The sequence below is a fragment of the Pseudomonas sp. GL-B-12 genome, from assembly GCF_019955895.1.
GTDB lineage: Bacteria > Pseudomonadota > Gammaproteobacteria > Pseudomonadales > Pseudomonadaceae > Aquipseudomonas.
In genome coordinates this window covers 1-16,508 of record NZ_JAHBCX010000047.1, presented here as the reverse complement: position 1 = coordinate 16,508, position 16,508 = coordinate 1, and the positions used below count along the sequence as shown (strand labels likewise).

The 16,508-nt window shown below is 59.7% G+C and carries 15 protein-coding genes and 1 tRNA gene; 9 read left to right on the top strand and 7 right to left on the bottom strand.

What is annotated here, in order from left to right:
• Position 1 precedes the first annotated feature (1 nt).
• The 9 genes from tolR to nadA all read left to right on the top strand — a co-directional run bounded on the left by tolR (position 2) and on the right by nadA (position 7,203).
• Positions 2-454 carry a protein TolR gene (gene tolR / locus KGA85_RS24130; protein ID WP_162135951.1) on the top strand — a complete coding sequence of 151 codons (453 nt, stop codon included), beginning with the start codon at positions 2-4 and terminating at the stop codon, positions 452-454.
• A complete protein-coding gene (tolA, locus tag KGA85_RS24125; protein ID WP_046042213.1) occupies positions 454-1,533 on the top strand; it encodes a cell envelope integrity protein TolA in 1,080 nt (359 codons plus the stop codon). The genes tolR and tolA overlap by 1 nt, the downstream gene beginning before the upstream one ends.
• A gap of 17 nt (positions 1,534-1,550) precedes the next feature.
• Complete coding sequence (gene tolB / locus KGA85_RS24120) at positions 1,551-2,831, top strand: Tol-Pal system beta propeller repeat protein TolB (RefSeq protein WP_191624928.1); 1,281 nt, start codon at positions 1,551-1,553, stop codon at positions 2,829-2,831.
• A 52-nt stretch (positions 2,832-2,883) separates the two neighbouring features.
• Positions 2,884-3,381 (top strand): peptidoglycan-associated lipoprotein Pal, encoded by a 498-nt coding sequence (pal, locus tag KGA85_RS24115; protein ID WP_003178634.1) that lies wholly within the window; start codon positions 2,884-2,886, stop codon positions 3,379-3,381.
• A 6-nt stretch (positions 3,382-3,387) separates the two neighbouring features.
• Positions 3,388-4,227: a tol-pal system protein YbgF gene (gene ybgF / locus KGA85_RS24110; protein ID WP_223533557.1), complete on the top strand. Its 840-nt coding sequence runs from the start codon at positions 3,388-3,390 to the stop codon at positions 4,225-4,227.
• Positions 4,228-4,393: 166 nt separating this feature from the next.
• Entirely contained in the window at positions 4,394-5,041 is a 648-nt protein-coding gene (gene queE / locus KGA85_RS24105; RefSeq protein WP_150754451.1) for a 7-carboxy-7-deazaguanine synthase QueE, read from the top strand.
• A gap of 1 nt (position 5,042) precedes the next feature.
• Positions 5,043-5,735 (top strand): 7-cyano-7-deazaguanine synthase QueC, encoded by a 693-nt coding sequence (gene queC, locus KGA85_RS24100; RefSeq protein ID WP_223459520.1) that lies wholly within the window; start codon positions 5,043-5,045, stop codon positions 5,733-5,735.
• 63 nt (positions 5,736-5,798) lie between these two features.
• Positions 5,799-5,874 (top strand) — tRNA-Lys (locus tag KGA85_RS24095).
• Between the two features lie 270 nt (positions 5,875-6,144).
• Positions 6,145-7,203: a quinolinate synthase NadA gene (nadA, locus tag KGA85_RS24090; protein ID WP_095942772.1), complete on the top strand. Its 1,059-nt coding sequence runs from the start codon at positions 6,145-6,147 to the stop codon at positions 7,201-7,203.
• 135 nt (positions 7,204-7,338) lie between these two features.
• Here nadA and KGA85_RS24085 read toward each other — a convergent pair whose 3' ends face one another.
• From KGA85_RS24085 to KGA85_RS24055, 7 genes are all read right to left on the bottom strand, one after another.
• On the bottom strand, positions 7,339-7,827 hold the full coding sequence (locus KGA85_RS24085) for an RDD family protein (RefSeq protein WP_057713522.1): 489 nt from the start codon (positions 7,825-7,827) through the stop codon (positions 7,339-7,341).
• A gap of 96 nt (positions 7,828-7,923) precedes the next feature.
• On the bottom strand, positions 7,924-8,136 hold the full coding sequence (locus KGA85_RS24080) for a cold-shock protein (RefSeq protein WP_007977299.1): 213 nt from the start codon (positions 8,134-8,136) through the stop codon (positions 7,924-7,926).
• Between the two features lie 403 nt (positions 8,137-8,539).
• A complete protein-coding gene (gene gcvT, locus KGA85_RS24075) occupies positions 8,540-9,664 on the bottom strand; it encodes a glycine cleavage system aminomethyltransferase GcvT (protein WP_223543437.1) in 1,125 nt (374 codons plus the stop codon).
• A gap of 36 nt (positions 9,665-9,700) precedes the next feature.
• Positions 9,701-11,077 carry an L-serine ammonia-lyase gene (locus KGA85_RS24070; protein ID WP_223459514.1) on the bottom strand — a complete coding sequence of 459 codons (1,377 nt, stop codon included), beginning with the start codon at positions 11,075-11,077 and terminating at the stop codon, positions 9,701-9,703.
• Between the two features lie 128 nt (positions 11,078-11,205).
• Positions 11,206-14,058 carry an aminomethyl-transferring glycine dehydrogenase gene (gcvP, locus tag KGA85_RS24065; protein WP_223459512.1) on the bottom strand — a complete coding sequence of 951 codons (2,853 nt, stop codon included), beginning with the start codon at positions 14,056-14,058 and terminating at the stop codon, positions 11,206-11,208.
• 11 nt (positions 14,059-14,069) lie between these two features.
• Positions 14,070-14,453, bottom strand: a complete 384-nt coding sequence (gcvH, locus tag KGA85_RS24060) for a glycine cleavage system protein GcvH (protein ID WP_008047373.1) — start codon at positions 14,451-14,453, stop codon at positions 14,070-14,072.
• Between the two features lie 431 nt (positions 14,454-14,884).
• Positions 14,885-16,393, bottom strand: coding sequence for a sigma-54-dependent transcriptional regulator (locus KGA85_RS24055; protein WP_223459510.1), 1,509 nt, complete (start codon positions 16,391-16,393; stop codon positions 14,885-14,887).
• Positions 16,394-16,508 lie beyond the last annotated feature (115 nt).

Genomic DNA, 16,508 nt, shown 5'->3' with positions numbered 1-16,508 from the left:
AATCGCTCGAGCTCGCAAAAAGCGCAAGCCGGTCGCCGAGATGAACGTGGTGCCTTACATCGACGTGATGTTGGTGCTGCTGGTGATCTTCATGGTGACCGCGCCGATGCTCAATCAGGGCGTGAAAGTTGATCTGCCCAAGGTTTCCAGCGAAGCCTTGCCGCAGGACAACAACACCCAGGTCCTGACCATTTCCATCAAATCCGACAAGACCTACTACTGGAACCTTGGCAGCGAAGTCGACACCGAAAAGCAGCAGGATCGGGCCATGACCCTGCCGCAGATGACTGACGCGGTGACCAAGATCATTCGCGTCGGCAACGAAGGCGGCAAGCGTACCCAGGTCTTCATTCGCGGCGACAAGAGTGTCGATTACGGTTCCGTCATGGGGGCCATGGGCGGGTTGCAGAAAGCCGGGGTCGGTAATGTTGGCTTGATTACCGAGGCGCCCTGATGCAGCAACAGCGAGAGCCGTCCGCCTCGGAAAGCTACTTCTGGCCTAGTGTCTGGGCGATTGGCTTGCACGTGCTGGTGTTCGGCATGCTGTTCGTCAGTTTTGCCTTTACCCCGGAACTGCCGCCGGCCAAGCCGATTGTCCAGGCGACCTTGTACCAGCTGAAATCGAAAAGTCGGGCGACCACCCAGACCAATCAGAAGATTGCCGGTGAGGCGCAGAAATCTGCTGCGCGTCAGACCGAAGTCGAGCAGATGGAACAGAAAAAGGTCGAGCAGGAAGCGGTGAAGGCTGCGGAACAAAAGAAAGAAGAGGCGGCTCAAAAGGCCGAAGAAGCCAAGAAGGCCGACGAGGCGAAGAAAGCGGACGAGGCGAAAAAGGCTGATGAAGCCAAGAAAGCCGACGATGCGAAGAAAACCGCGGAAGCCAAGAAGGCAGAAGAGAAACAATTGGCTGATATAGCCAAGAAGAAAGCCGAAGAAGAAGCCAAGAAAGCTGCGGAAGAAGAGGCCAAGAAAGCGGCCGCTGAAGAAGCCAAGAAAAAGATCGTCGAAGACGCGAAGAAGAAAGCCGCGGAAGACGCCAAGAAGAAAGCTGAAGCTGAAGAGGCGAAGAAGAAAGTCGCCGAGGAAGCGAAGAAGAAAGCTACTGCCGATGCTGCGAAGAAGAAATCGCAGGACGCGGCACGTAAATCCGCCGAAGACAAAAAGGCCCAGGCCCTGGCAGATTTGCTTTCCGACACGCCACAGCGTCAGCAGGCCTTGGCCGATGAGCAGGGCGACGAAGTCGCCGGCAGTTTCGATGACCTGATTCGTGCGCGTGCAGCGGAAGGGTGGGCTCGTCCACCTTCGGCACGCAAAGGCATGACGGTCGTATTGCAAATCGGCATGTTGCCGGACGGTACGGTGACTTCGGTCAGCGTGTCCAAGTCCAGTGGCGACGGTCCGTTTGACGCCTCGGCTGTTGCAGCGGTGAAGAATATTGGACGTTTGACAGAAATGCAGGGAATGAAGCCGAGTGATTTCGCTCCGTATCGTTCATTCAAGATGACATTCACACCTGAGGATCTAGCCTTGTGAGAAACCTTCTTCGAGGAATGCTGGTCGTTATCTGCTGCATGGCAGGGATGGCGATGGCAGATGAGAAAAACATTCTGGTTACCAGTGGCAGCGATCGGGCGACCCCGATCGCCGTTGTACCGTTCGGCTTCCAGGGCGGTAGCGTGCTGCCGGACGATATGGCGGAAATCATCGGTAACGACCTGCGCAACTCGGGTTACTACTCGCCGCTTCCAAAGCAGAACATGATCAGCCAGCCGAGCCAGGCCAGCGAAATCATCTTCCGTGACTTCAAGGCGCTGGGTGCCCAGTACGTCATGGTCGGCAGCATTGTTCCGGCGGGCGGCCGCCTGCAGGTGCAATACGCACTGTTCAACGTGGCCACCGAGCAGCAAGTGCTGACCGGCAGCGTGTCCGGCGGCGTCGATCAGTTGCGCGACATGGCGCACTACATCTCCGACCAGTCGTTCGAAAAACTCACGGGTATCAAGGGTGCCTTCTCGACTCGCCTGCTGTATGTAACGGCCGAGCGTTTCTCCGAGAACAACACTCGCTACACCCTGCAACGTTCGGACTATGACGGCGCTCGTGCCGTGACCCTGCTGCAGTCGCGCGAGCCGATCCTGTCGCCGCGGTTTGCGCCGGATGGCAAGCGCATCGCGTATGTCTCCTTCGAGCAGAAACGTCCACGCATCTTCATGCAGAACATCGACACCGGTCGCCGTGAGCAGATCACCAACTTCGAAGGCCTGAACGGTGCGCCGGCCTGGTCGCCGGATGGCAACCGCCTGGCGTTCGTGCTGTCAAAAGACGGCAACCCGGACATCTATGTGATGAACCTGGGTTCGCGTCAGATCAGCCGCGTCACCAACGGTCCTGGCATCAACACCGAACCGTTCTGGGGCAAGGATGGCTCGACCATCTACTTCACTTCCGACCGTGGCGGCAAACCGCAGATCTACAAGACCAGCGCGGGTGGTGGCGGTGCCGAACGTGTGACGTTCGTCGGTAACTACAACGCCAACCCTAAACTGTCGGCTGATGAAAAGACGCTTGTCATGATTCACCGTCAGGATGGCTTCACCAATTTCAAGGTGGCGGCCCAGGATTTGCAGCGCGGTAGTGTAAAAATCCTCACTGATAGCACTCTGGACGAGTCGCCTACTGTCGCGCCCAACGGCACCATGGTAATCTACGCCACCCGCCAGCAGGGCCGGGGAGTCTTGATGCTCGTGTCCATCAATGGACGCGTAAGGCTCCCACTTCCTACCGCACAAGGCGAAGTCAGAGAACCTTCCTGGTCCCCTTTCCTGAACTGACGCGGCGCTATACGTTTTACTTAACACACTGGGGTTCATTAGGAGTTTCACGATGGAAATGCTGAAGTTTGGTAAATTTGCTGCGCTGGCACTGGCCATGGCTGTAGCTGTAGGTTGCTCGTCCAAAGGCGGCGACAATGCCGGTGAAGGCGCGGTAGATCCAAACGCTGGTTATGGCGCAAACACTGGCGCAGTTGACGGCTCCCTGAGCGAAGAAGCTGCTCTGCGCGCAATCACCACTTTCTACTTCGAATACGACAGTTCGGACCTGAAGCCAGAAGCCATGCGCGCTCTGGACGTTCACGCCAAAGACCTGAAAGCAAACGGCGCTCGCGTTGTTCTGGAAGGCAACACCGACGAACGTGGTACCCGTGAGTACAACATGGCTCTGGGCGAGCGTCGTGCGAAAGCCGTTCAGCGCTACCTGGTACTGCAAGGTGTTTCCCCAGCTCAGCTGGAACTGGTTTCCTACGGCGAAGAGCGTCCAGTTGCTACCGGCAACGACGAGCAGTCCTGGGCTCAAAACCGTCGCGTCGAACTGCGTAAGTAATTCGTCATGCGAACGTGCCGTCGTGCTGTAACTGTTCTGGCTCTCAGCCTCGCGCCACTTGCGGTGTGGGCTGCGGTTCCTGTGGTCGATGACAACTCCGGTTATAACAATAGCGGGAGCAGTTATCCGCCTGCAGGTTACGGTACGAACGGCGCCTATGCCGGGGGAGGGGTTTCGGCCCCTGTCTCGGCACAGGGCGAGCTGTTCAACCAACTGCAATCAATGCAGCAACAGATCGAGCGCCAGCAAGGTGCGATTGAAGTTCTGCAAAATGATGTAGCGCGCATGAAGCAGGAAAACCTGGAGCGATACCAGGATCTTGATCGGCGCATAGGAACCGGCGTTGCACCAGCCGCGAGTCCTCAAAATTCTTCCACCAGTGGTGATTTGAATGCCACCGGTGCAGCCGCAGGTGCGGCAGCTGGCGCAGCCGCCGCTCAAGCACCTGCCGCGGGTAGCGAGCCGGCAGATCCGGCGAAGGAAAAGCTCTATTACGACGCTGCCTTCGACCTGATCAAGGCTAAGGACTTCGACAAGGCCAGCCAGGCTTTTGCCGCGTTCCTGCGCAAATACCCGAACAGCCAGTATGCGGGCAATGCCCAGTACTGGTTGGGCGAAGTGAACCTGGCCAAGGGCGATCTGCAAGGTGCAGGTCAGGCATTTGCCAAGGTTTCGCAGCTGTATCCCAAGCACGCCAAAGTGCCTGACTCGCTGTACAAACTCGCTGATGTAGAGCGTCGCCTGGGTCATACCGACCGGGTCAAAGGCATTCTGCAGCAGGTGGTGTCCCAATATCCGGGCACTTCCGCCGCTCAGCTGGCCCAGCGCGATCTGCAAAAAATGTAAGCCTGCTTGACCCGTTTCAAAGAAACCCGCGCTTGTCGCGGGTTTTTTCGTTAGAATTCACGCCCATTTTATGAAACACGCTTTTGGGGGCCTGCGCTTTGCCGGGGTTCCTTCAAGTGCCTGACGGAGGCGGACAGCCTGTTTAGCTGTTACGCCCGTGGCGACTATGCAAGACACATTGAGAATCACCGAAGTTTTCTACTCGTTGCAGGGTGAAACGCGGACTGCTGGCCTGCCCACTGTTTTTGTGCGCCTGACCGGTTGCCCTCTGCGTTGCCAATACTGCGACAGCGCCTACGCGTTCACCGGCGGAACCATTCGCACGCTCGACGACATCCTCGAGCAGGTCGCAGGGTTTCGCCCGCGATACGTCTGCGTCACGGGCGGCGAGCCCCTGGCACAGCCCAACGCCATTCCCTTGCTCAAGCGCTTGTGTGACGCCGGTTACGAAGTGTCACTGGAAACCAGTGGCTCTATCGATATCTCGGCAGTAGATTCCCGGGTCAGTCGCGTTGTCGACCTGAAAACCCCGGGTTCGAAGGAAGCGCACCGCAACCGTTACGAAAACATTGAGCTGCTCACGCCCAACGATCAGGTGAAGTTTGTCATCTGCTCGCGGGAGGACTATGACTGGTCCGTTTCCAAGCTGATCCAGTACGGTCTTAACCTGCGTGCCGGTGAAGTCCTGTTCTCGCCAAGCCACCATGATCTCAATGCTCGGGATCTGGCGGACTGGGTGGTGGCGGACAACCTGCCAGTGCGTTTGCAATTGCAGTTGCATAAATATCTATGGAATGACGAGCCGGGGCGCTGAAATGACTGAACAACTGAACACTCCTGAAAAACGTGCGGTCATCCTGCTGTCCGGTGGCCTGGACTCGGCGACCGTCGTGGCCATGGCCCGTGCCGAAGGCTACAGCTGCTACACCATGAGCTTTGATTACGGTCAGCGCTCTCACGCCGAACTGCACGCCGCCGAGCGTGTAGCGCGAGACCAGGGTGTGGTCGAGCACAAGGTGATCGGCCTGAACCTGAACGGCATGGGTGGCTCGGCGCTGACCGACAGCAGCATCGATATTCCGGAAGAGTTGGGTGAGGGCATTCCGGTGACTTACGTGCCAGCGCGTAACACGGTGTTCCTGTCCCTGGCCCTGGGCTGGGCAGAAGTGCTCGGCGCCCGGGACATCTTCATCGGCGTCAATGCGGTGGATTACTCCGGTTACCCGGACTGCCGTCCCGAATTCATCGAGTCGTTCGAGCGCATGGCCAACCTGGCAACCAAAGCCGGCGTGGAAGGCAATGGCTTCCGCATCCAGGCACCGCTGCAAAACCTCAGCAAGGCGCAGATCGTCCAGGCCGGCGTTAAGCTTGGCGTGGATTATGGTCTGACCGTTTCCTGCTATCAGGCCGACGATGAAGGCCGTGCGTGCGGCAAGTGCGACAGCTGCCGACTGCGTGCAGAAGGCTTTGCGGCGGCCGGAATCAGCGATCCAACCCCTTATTTTTGATTTATTTCAAAATAGGTGTTGAATAGTCCTTAAAAATCAGTATTATACGCGCCACCACACAGCGGGTCGTTAGCTCAGTTGGTAGAGCAGTTGGCTTTTAACCAATTGGTCGTAGGTTCGAATCCCACACGACCCACCATTTTTGGCGGTTTAGAAAATCCGGAAGGCCCACGCAAGTGAGGATTTCCGGGTTTTTTTTTGCCCGCGATTCAAGTCAGCCCCGCAGCGGGCTGCTGCGCATGACGCAGGTCAGAATCACCTTTTGCATCCGTCGGATATTCTGTAGCCTTGCGCAGCTTCAACGCTGTCCGTGCCTGATGAATACTCACTTTCCCGGCGGTACCCTGAAGGGGCCGGAGCCGGGTGTATACTCGACTTTCGCGCGAATGCGCCTGCAGGTCTTGCGAACATGACGCAAATTTCCGAACGCCTTCTGGTTCAAGCCCACCTCGACGCCAAACAGCCCAAGCCGCTGACCGCCGATGAAGAGGCTTATTACCGTGCTGCCATCGCTGCCGAGCTCAAGGCTCAGGACGCGGTGCTGGTGGCCCACTTCTATTGTGACCCTGTGATTCAGGCGCTGGCCGAAGAGACGGGCGGTTGTGTCTCCGACTCGCTGGAAATGGCCCGTTTCGGCAACGCCCATCCGGCCAAGACCGTGGTCGTCGCCGGCGTGAAGTTCATGGGTGAGACCGCCAAGATCCTCAACCCGGAAAAACGCGTGCTGATGCCGACGCTCGAAGCGACTTGTTCGCTCGACCTGGGTTGCCCGGTGGACGAATTTTCTGCGTTCTGCGATCAACATCCGGAACGCACGGTGGTGGTGTATGCCAACACTTCGGCTGCGGTAAAGGCCCGAGCGGATTGGGTGGTGACTTCAAGCTGTGCGCTGGAAATCGTCGAAAGCCTGATGGACAACGGCGAGACCATCATCTGGGGCCCGGACAAGCACCTGGGGACCTATATCCAGCGCCAGACCGGTGCCGACATGCTGCTGTGGGACGGTGCCTGCATCGTTCACGAAGAGTTCAAGTCCAAGCAGCTTGAAGACATGAAGGCGCTGTACCCGGATGCGGCGATTCTGGTGCACCCGGAGTCGCCGACATCGGTGATTGAATTGGCCGATGCCGTGGGTTCCACCAGTCAGTTGATCGCGGCGGCACAGAGCCTGCCGAACAAGACGTTGATCGTTGCGACCGACCGCGGCATTTTCTACAAGATGCAGCAGCTGTGCCCGGACAAGGTCTTTATCGAAGCCCCAACGGCGGGTAACGGCGCGGCGTGCCGCAGTTGTGCACATTGCCCGTGGATGGCCATGAACACCCTTGAGCGCACGCTCAAGGCGTTGAAGGAAGGGTCGAACGAGATCTTTGTCGACCCGGCACTGATTCCGCAGGCGATTCGCCCGCTCAAGCGCATGCTTGATTTCACTCAGGCGGCGCGGATGAAGCTGGCCGGTAACGCCTGAGGTCTGTCAGGTAAGTCGTAAAAACTGTGGGAGCGGGCTTGCTCGCGAAGAGGGTGTATCAGTCGACATCTAGGTTGGCTGAGGCACCGCTTTCGCGAGCAAGCCCGCTCCCACATTGTTTTGCGCAAGCCCGGATTACTTGGTCTTCTTCGGAATCCGCACCAGTTCGGTATTTGAATAGATGTCATGCCAGCTGCGCTTCTGCTTGTCGAACAGCGACCAGAAGAATCCCAAGCCAACACACAGCAGCGAGGCAATCGACACCACAAAGCGCAGCAGCGCCTGCCACAGGCTGATGGACGAGCCGTCGGCATTCTGCACGCGGATGCACCAGACCTGCATGCCCAGCGTCTGACCGGACCAGGTCCAGAATTTGGCGAAGAAGCCGAACAGTACGAACAACAGCACTGTGGAGAGCAAGGGATCGCCGTCCAGCGCACCGGCTTCGGTCAGTGTGCGCATCCTTTCTTCGCCGATGATCGCCATCTGGATCATCTTGTAGATGCCGCTGGTGACGATCAGCAGGGCGGTGCACAGCAGGAAATCATAGAACATGGCTGCCAGGCGACGACCGAGGCCAGCGGCAGGAAAGTCGCCCTGGGGAGTAAGCAGGTGTTTCGACATGGCAGGCTCTCGGTGAAAAAAAGAAGCCATTTTACGGATTTACGCGCACAAAAAAGCCCCTGATGTCAGCATCAGGGGCTTTTTCGTTACAGAAGATTAGGCTTCTGCTTGTACTTCGTCAGCCTGCATGCCTTTCTGGCCCTGCACGGCGATGAAAGTCACTTTCTGGCCTTCTTTCAGGCTCTTGAAGCCGTTGCCCTGGATGGCGCGGAAATGCACGAACAGATCCGGACCGCTTTCAGGAGTGATAAAACCAAAACCTTTCTCGTCGTTAAACCACTTGACGGTACCGCTCTGACGTTGGGACATTTCTTATTTCCTTTGACGCAAAAAATTAATGACAGTCTCCTTCTCATGAAAGAGTACTGGGGCTGGTTGCAGGAGAGTAAGAAGACGTCGAACGGGATGTAGCTAACTTGTAGGCTACTGCCCAGGTCACGATTCCAAGCGACCCATGCAAACACAGTGAACAAACTCTACGCCAACTACGGGAGAAAAAACAAGCCCTGTGAAGGCCCCGTATTTCCTCAGGTTGATGGCAAAGTCAGTCCACTAGCGGGGGCTTATTCCCTGGTCTTGTTCAGTTGTTTTCGATCGTTATAAGCAAAGTTCATAATCGAAGCTTATAGCCAAGCGATGCACTGTTATATGGCGGTTGCGTTACACATTAGTGCACTGTTAACGCAACCGCGTTACTTATAGGAACATTCAATCAGCCGCGATAGTAGCGTTGTGGAACAAATGGCATTTTGCTTACAAGCAAAGGCACCTTTTTCCCACGAACAATCGCCCAAACCGGTGTGTCCAGTGCGATGTAGGCGCTGTCGACATAACCCATGGCCAGCGGTCCGCCCAGGGTCGGCCCGAAACCGCCGCTGCAGACGCTACCGATGATGTCGCCGGCTTCGTTGACGATCTCGGCGCCTTCACGCACGGGGGTACGTTCCTGTGGTAACAAACCTACGCGTTTGCGGTTCACGCCTGCCTGTTGCTGAGCGAATACGCTTTCAGCACCAGGGAAGCCGCCGGCCCGTGCGCCATCAGCGCGACGTGGCTTGGAGATCGCCCACAGCAGGCTTGCTTCGATCGGGGTGGTGTCGGTGTTCATGTCGTGGCCGTACAGGCACAGGCCGGCTTCCAGGCGCAAGGAGTCACGAGCGCCAAGGCCGATGGCGGCCACTTCGGCTTCAGCCAGCAGCGCACGAGCCAGGGCTTCGGCACTGGCGGCGGGTACGGAAATTTCGTAGCCGTCTTCACCGGTGTAACCCGAACGGCTGACAAAGCAGTCCACGCCCAGCAGCTTCACGCGGGCGAACTGCATGAAGGTCATCTTTGCAACTGTAGGGGCCAGGCGTGCCAGCACGGTCACGGCAGCCGGGCCTTGCAGGGCGAGCAGAGCGCGCTCTTCGAACAGCGGCTCGATCGTGCACTGGTCGCCAATGTGCTTGCGCAGGTGGGCCAGGTCCTGGTCCTTGCAGGCGGCGTTGACCACCAGGAATAGTTCGTCGTTACCCAGGTTGGCGACCATCAGGTCGTCGAGGATGCCGCCCGTCGCATTGGTGAACATGGCGTAGCGCTGCATGCCCACCGGCAGGTCGATGATGTCCACCGGCACCAGGGTTTCCAGGGCCTTGGCGGCATTGGCGCCGGTCAGGCGGATCTGGCCCATGTGCGAGACATCGAACAGCCCGGCCTGATCACGGGTGTGCTGGTGTTCTTTCATCACGCCCAGCGGGTACTGGACGGGCATGTCGTAGCCGGCGAACGGCACCATGCGCGCGCCGAGTTCGATGTGCAGTGCGTGCAACGGGGTTTTCAACAGTTGTTCGGTGGACATATTCAGCTCCTGAAGAAGGGTGCAGATGAGCGCGCATCAGCACTCGATAATGTTGACCGCCAAACCGCCACGGGCGGTTTCCTTGTATTTGCTTTTCATGTCGGCGCCGGTCTGGCGCATGGTGCGAATGACCTTGTCGAGGGAGACGAAGTGTTGCCCGTCGCCGCGCAGGGCCATGCGCACGGCATTGATGGCCTTGACCGAGCCCATGGCGTTGCGCTCGATGCAAGGCACTTGCACCAGCCCGCCAATCGGGTCGCAGGTCAGTCCGAGGTTGTGTTCCATGCCGATTTCCGCGGCGTTTTCCACTTGTTGCACAGTGCCGCCAAGCACTTCGCACAGGGCACCGGCGGCCATCGAACAGGCGACGCCGACTTCGCCCTGGCAGCCGACTTCGGCGCCGGAGATGGAGGCGTTTTCCTTGTACAGAATGCCGATGGCTGCGGCAGTGAGCAGAAAACGCACCACGCCGTCGTCATTGGAACCCGGGATAAAGCGCATGTAGTAGTGCAACACCGCTGGAATGATCCCCGCCGCACCGTTGGTGGGCGCCGTTACGACGCGTCCGCCGTTGGCGTTCTCCTCGTTGACGGCCAAGGCGTAGAGGTTGACCCAGTCGAGCACCGACAGCGGGTCGCGCAACGACGACTCCGGGTTCTTGCACAACTGCCGATGCAGCGCGGCGGCCCGGCGCTTGACCTTCAGCCCACCGGGCAGGATGCCTTCATTACGGCATCCGGCGGCGACGCAGTCCTGCATCACTTGCCAGATTTTCAGCAGGCCGGCGCGGGTTTCCGCCTCCGGGCGCCAGGCGCTTTCGTTGGTCAGCATCACCTGGCTGATCGACAGCCCGTATTTGACGCAATGACCGAGAAGATCCTTGGCACTTTTGAACGGAAAGGTCAGGGGGGTGGCGTCTTCGACGATGCGATCGGCGCCGGCGGCGTCCTCATCGACCACAAAACCGCCGCCGACCGAGTAGTACTCGCGGCTGCGGATCTGCAGGCCCGCCGCGTCGAAGGCGCGAAAAATCATGCCGTTGGGGTGATAGGCCAACGGTTTGCGAATCATCGCCAAGTGTTCTTTCTCGTTGAACGCAATGCTGTGTTCGCCGAGCAGGTTCAAGCGGCCGTTGCCGCGAATTTCTTGCAGGCGCGCGGCGACGGTCTCTGTATCCACGGTGTCCGGGTGTTCACCTTCCAGGCCCAGCAACACAGCCTTGTCACTGCCGTGGCCTTTGCCGGTGGCGCCGAGCGAGCCGTACAGCTCGACCTTGACGCAGGTGGTGGCCGTCAGCAGCCCTTCACGGCGCAGGCCTTCGACGAAACGCACAGCGGCGCGCATCGGGCCGACGGTGTGGGAGCTGGAGGGGCCGATGCCAATCTTGAACAGGTCGAACACGCTTAACGACATGGTGGTTCTCCGGTTTCTTGTTATTGAGGCAGCGGCAAGCAGCAAGCAGCAAGCAGCAAGCTACAAGCCGCAAGTTGAAAGCCGATCAGCTCTTTCTTGCAGCTTGAGGCTTGTAGCTTGTAGCTGCTTTAAGCGTAGCTTTCGATCGACGGGCAGGCGCAGACCAGGTTGCGGTCGCCGAACACGTTGTCGACGCGACCGACCGGTGGCCAGTACTTGCCTTCGATCAGCGACGCAACCGGGTACACCGCTTGCTCACGGCTGTACGGGTGCGACCACTCGCCCACCAGCTCCTTGGCGGTGTGCGGGGCGTTTTTCAGCGGGTTGTCGTCCTTGTCCAGGGTGCCGTTTTCCACTGCGCGGATTTCTTCGCGGATGCGGATCATGGCGTCGCAGAAGCGGTCCAGTTCTTCCTTGGATTCGCTTTCGGTCGGCTCGATCATCAGCGTGCCGGCTACCGGGAACGACATGGTCGGCGCGTGGAAGCCGAAGTCGATCAGGCGCTTGGCGACGTCATCGACGCTGATGCCGCTGCTGTCTTTCAGTGGACGCAGGTCTAGGATGCACTCGTGCGCCACCAGGCCGTTGCTGCCGGTGTACAGCACTGGATAGTGCTCTTCGAGGCGACGGGAAATGTAGTTGGCATTGAGGATCGCCAGCTGCGAAGCACGCTTGAGACCCGCGCCACCCATCATACGAATGTACATCCAGGTGATCGGCAGAATGCTCGCGCTGCCGAACGGTGCCGCGCAAACGGCGCCTTCCTTGCGCTCCATCTGTGCGTGGCCCGGCAGGAATGGTGCCAGGTGCGATTTCACACCGATCGGGCCGACGCCCGGGCCGCCACCGCCGTGGGGGATGCAGAAGGTCTTGTGCAGGTTCAGGTGCGAAACGTCGCCGCCGAACTTGCCCGGGGCGCAGAGGCCGACCATGGCGTTCATGTTGGCGCCGTCGATGTACACCTGGCCGCCGTTGTCATGAACGATGCCGCAGATTTCGCGGATGCCTTCTTCGAACACGCCGTGAGTCGACGGGTAGGTGATCATCAGCGCGGCGAGGTGTTCGCGGTGCTCGATGGCTTTGGCGCGCAGGTCTTCGATGTCGACGTTGCCACGGGCATCGCAGGCGGTGACGACCACGCGCATGCCGGCCATTTGTGCGGTGGCCGGGTTGGTGCCGTGGGCCGACGACGGGATCAGGCAGATGTCGCGACGGTCTTCGCCACGGCTCTGGTGGTAGGCACGGATCGCCAGCAGACCTGCGTATTCACCCTGGGAGCCGGCGTTCGGTTGCAGCGAAACCGAGTCGTAGCCGGTGGCAGCGCAAAGCATTGCTTCCAGTTCGTCGGTCAGTTGCTGGTAGCCGGCGCTTTGCTCGGCCGGGGCGAACGGGTGCAGGGCGCCGAACTCGGCCCAGGTCACCGGGATCATTTCGCTGGCGGCGTTGAGTTTCATTGTGCACGAACCCAACGGGATCATGGTGCGGTCCAGCGCCAGGTCCTTGTCCGCCAGTTTGCGCAGGTAGCGCATCAGCTCGGTTTCCGAGTGATAGCGGTTGAACACCGGGTGGCTGAGGATCGGCGACTGACGCACCAGCGCAGCCGGGATGGCGCTCTGCACCGAGGCGGCGAGGGCGGCGAAGTCTGGCAGGGCCTTACCGTCGGACAGCAGGCTCCACAGGGTTTCCACGTCGGCCTGAGTAGTGGTTTCGTCCAGGGACAGGCCCAGGCGCTCGCCATCGACCACGCGCAGGTTGATGCGCTGGGCGTGTGCCTTGTCGTGCAGGGCCGCGGTTTGCGCGCCGGTCTTCACGGTCAGGGTGTCGAAGAAGCTCGCTTGCTCGACGTTCAGGCCCAGTGCGCTCAAGCCTTTGGCCAGGATCGCAGTCAGGTGATGCACGCGATTGGCGATCTGCGTCAGGCCTTTTGGACCGTGGTACACGGCGTACATGCTGGCGATGTTGGCCAGCAGTACTTGCGCGGTGCAGATGTTGCTGGTGGCTTTCTCGCGACGGATGTGTTGCTCGCGGGTCTGCATGGCCAGGCGCAGGGCCGGGTTGCCGAAACGGTCTACGGAAACACCGACCAGACGGCCCGGCATGTCACGCTTGAACGCGTCCTTGGTGGAGAAGTACGCCGCGTGTGGGCCACCGAAGCCCAGCGGCACGCCGAAGCGTTGTGCACTGCCGATGGCCACGTCAGCGCCGAATTCGCCGGGCGCGGCCAGCACGGTCAGGGCCAGCAGGTCGGCAGCCACGGCAACGAGGGCGTTGGCGGCGTGGAAGCGTTCGGTCAGCTCGCGGTAATCGAACACGTCACCGTTGCTCGCCGGGTATTGCAGCAGCGCGCCGAAGAATGGCGTCACGTCAGTCAGTTCGTGCTCGTCGCCAACCACCACGTCGATGCCCAGAGGCTCGGCACGGGTGCGCAGTACGTCAAGGGTCTGCGGGTGGCAATGCACGGAGGCGAAGAAGGCGTGGCTGCCCTTGTTCTTGCTCAGGCGTTTGCAGAAGGTCATGGCTTCGGCTGCGGCGGTGGCTTCGTCGAGCAGCGAGGCGTTGGCGATCGGCAGGCCGGTGAGGTCGCTGATCAGGGTCTGGAAGTTCAGCAGCGCTTCGAGACGACCCTGGGAAATTTCTGGCTGGTACGGGGTGTAGGCGGTGTACCAGGCCGGGTTTTCCAGCAGGTTGCGCAGGATCGGCGACGGCGTGTGGGTGCCGTAGTAACCCTGGCCGATGAAGGTCTTGAACAGCTGGTTTTTAGTCGCGATGGACTTGATCAAGGCCAGGGCATCGGCTTCGCTCAAGCCGTCTTCCAGGCCGAGGACGCTGGTGCCCTTGATGCTGTCGGGAATCACGCTGGCGCTCAGGGCTTCCAGGGAGTCAAAACCGAGGCTGTTGAGCATGGATTGCTCGTCACCGGCGCGCGGGCCGATGTGACGGGCGATGAATTCGTTGGCGGTAGTCAGATTCACTTGGGTCATGTCAGCGCTCCTCAGGCTTCGGCTTGGGCTTTGATCAGGCGGTCGTAGGCGTCCTGATCCAGCAGTTGGGCGACAGCCGAGGCGTCGCTTGGCTGGAAGCGGAAGAACCAGCCTTCGCCCAGCGGATCTTCGTTGACCAGCTCAGGGCTGCTGTCCAGCGCCGGGTTCACTTCCAGCACTTCGCCGTCCAGCGGCATGTACACGCCGCTTGCAGCCTTTACCGATTCCACGGTGGCGGCTTCGGCGCCTTTGTCGTAGGACTGCAGCTCAGGCAGTTGAACGAAAACCACGTCGCCCAGGGCGTTCTGTGCGAACGCGGTGATGCCGACCGTAACGCTGCCGTCAGCTTCGGTGCGCAGCCATTCGTGATCTTCAGTAAAACGCAACTCGCTCATGGAAACTCCTAAGGGGCCAGACTCGTCTGGTGGACGCGATTGAATGCTTGGGCAATGCCCGGGTTATGGGGGAGTACATAGCAAGAACGCGGCCAACGTTGTTTTTATTCTTATTGATCAATGATTTAGGTGGTTTCGACAAAGGCTGAAATTCAATCGTTGTAGCGAAATCGATACGGCATATGTCAAGGATGAAAGCCGAGGTGGATCAAAGCCTTGCACAGCCGTGATCGGAGAGGGGTGTAGCGATATCGTTCCGCTGTAGCGCTTTCAGTACAGATTGAGGTCGTTTTTGGCGCGGTTTTTCGGATGACGGAGGAATCTGTAGGAGCGAGCCTGCTCGCGATGAGGCCATGTCAGTCGACATCAATGTTGAATGTCACACCGCTATCGCGAGCAGGCTCGCTCCTACAGTTGTTCGGTGTCAGGCCTCAGGCTTTGTTGGGAATCCCATACTTGCGCAACCGATGGGCAATCGCCGTGTGGGAGGTTTGCAGGCGGGTCGCCAGTTGCCGGGTCGAGGGATAGCTGGCGTAGAGTTTTTCCAGCAGGGTTTTCTCGAATTCATCCATGGCCTGTTCCAGGCTGTCGACGTCATGGTCGCTCTGGCGCGCTACCGAGGTGCCGGCGATGTCGAGGTCGCCGATGTCCACCAGGCTGCTTTCGCAAATCGCCGCTGCACGGAAGATCACGTTCTGCAATTGCCGCACGTTGCCCGGCCAGCGGTTGCCCAGCAGCGCCGGATAAGTGCCTGGCGCCAGGCGACAGATTGGTCGCTGGATCTGCGCACACGCTTGCTGCATGAAGTAGCGGGCCAGCAGCAGGATGTCCTGGCCGCGTTCGCGCAGGGGCGGAACTTCGACGTTGAGGACGTTGAGGCGATAGAACAGGTCTTCGCGGAACTGCCCTTCGCTGACCATTTTTTCCAGGTCGCGGTGGGTGGCGCTGAGGATCCGCACATTGACTTTGACCTCACGGTCACCGCCGACCCGGCGAAAACTGCCGTCGTTGAGGAAACGCAGCAATTTGGCCTGCAAGTACGGCGACATCTCGCCGATTTCATCGAGAAACACCGTGCCCTGGTTGGCCAGTTCCATCAACCCCGGCTTACCACCCCGTTGTGCGCCGGTGAAGGCACCAGGGGCGTAGCCGAACAGTTCACTTTCGGCGAGGTTCTCCGGCAATGCCGCGCAGTTCAACGCGAGAAAGGGTGAACTGTGCCGGGCGCTGATGGCGTGGCAGGCGCGGGCCACCAGTTCCTTGCCGGTGCCGGTTTCGCCCTGGATCAACAACGGTGCATCGAGGGCCGCCACACGCTGGGCGCGCGTCTTGAGGGTGCGGATCACCGGGGACTCGCCGAGCAGGGCATCGAAACCTTCGGCGTGGTCATGGTGCAGCGCGGAAAGGCGTTCGCCGATGCGGTTCGGTTGGTACAGGGTCAGCAGGGCACCGGCGTCGGTGATCGGAGTGGCGTCGAGTAACAAAGTCTGGCCGTTGACGGTGATTTCCCGCAGCGGCAGGCGAAAGCCGTGTTCGAGCAGGGCGTCGAGCAAGGCCGGGTCGGCAAACAGGTCGCCCACGCTTTCACCGTCCGGTTCGCGGCCGTACAGGGCGATCAGGGCCGGGTTGGCCAGCAGCACCTTGCCGTCGCTGTCCAGTGCCAGTACCGGGTCGGTCATGGCAGCAAGCAACGCGTCGAGCTGCAAGTGCCGGCGCTGGCCGGGCAGGATGTCGACCACCGTCACCGCTTGCACGCCACGCACGCTGAACAGGGCATCGCGCAGTTCCTCGAGGACTTGCGCGCTCAGGGTCGGGGCATCGATATAAACATTGGGCGGGACCATTTCCACCGCATCCAGGTTCAGATTGCGCCCGCCGAGCAGGGCCAGGACTTCCTGGGTGATACCGACGCGGTCGATGAAACTGACGTGGATACGCATGGGGCGGTTTTGGGTTCTGCAGTGCGAAGGGTGGCAAGTATGCCTTGGGGCGGGCTAATGGTGAAATTTTGAAACGGATTTGCAAGTGCCCACCGAACCAATGTGGGAGCGGGCT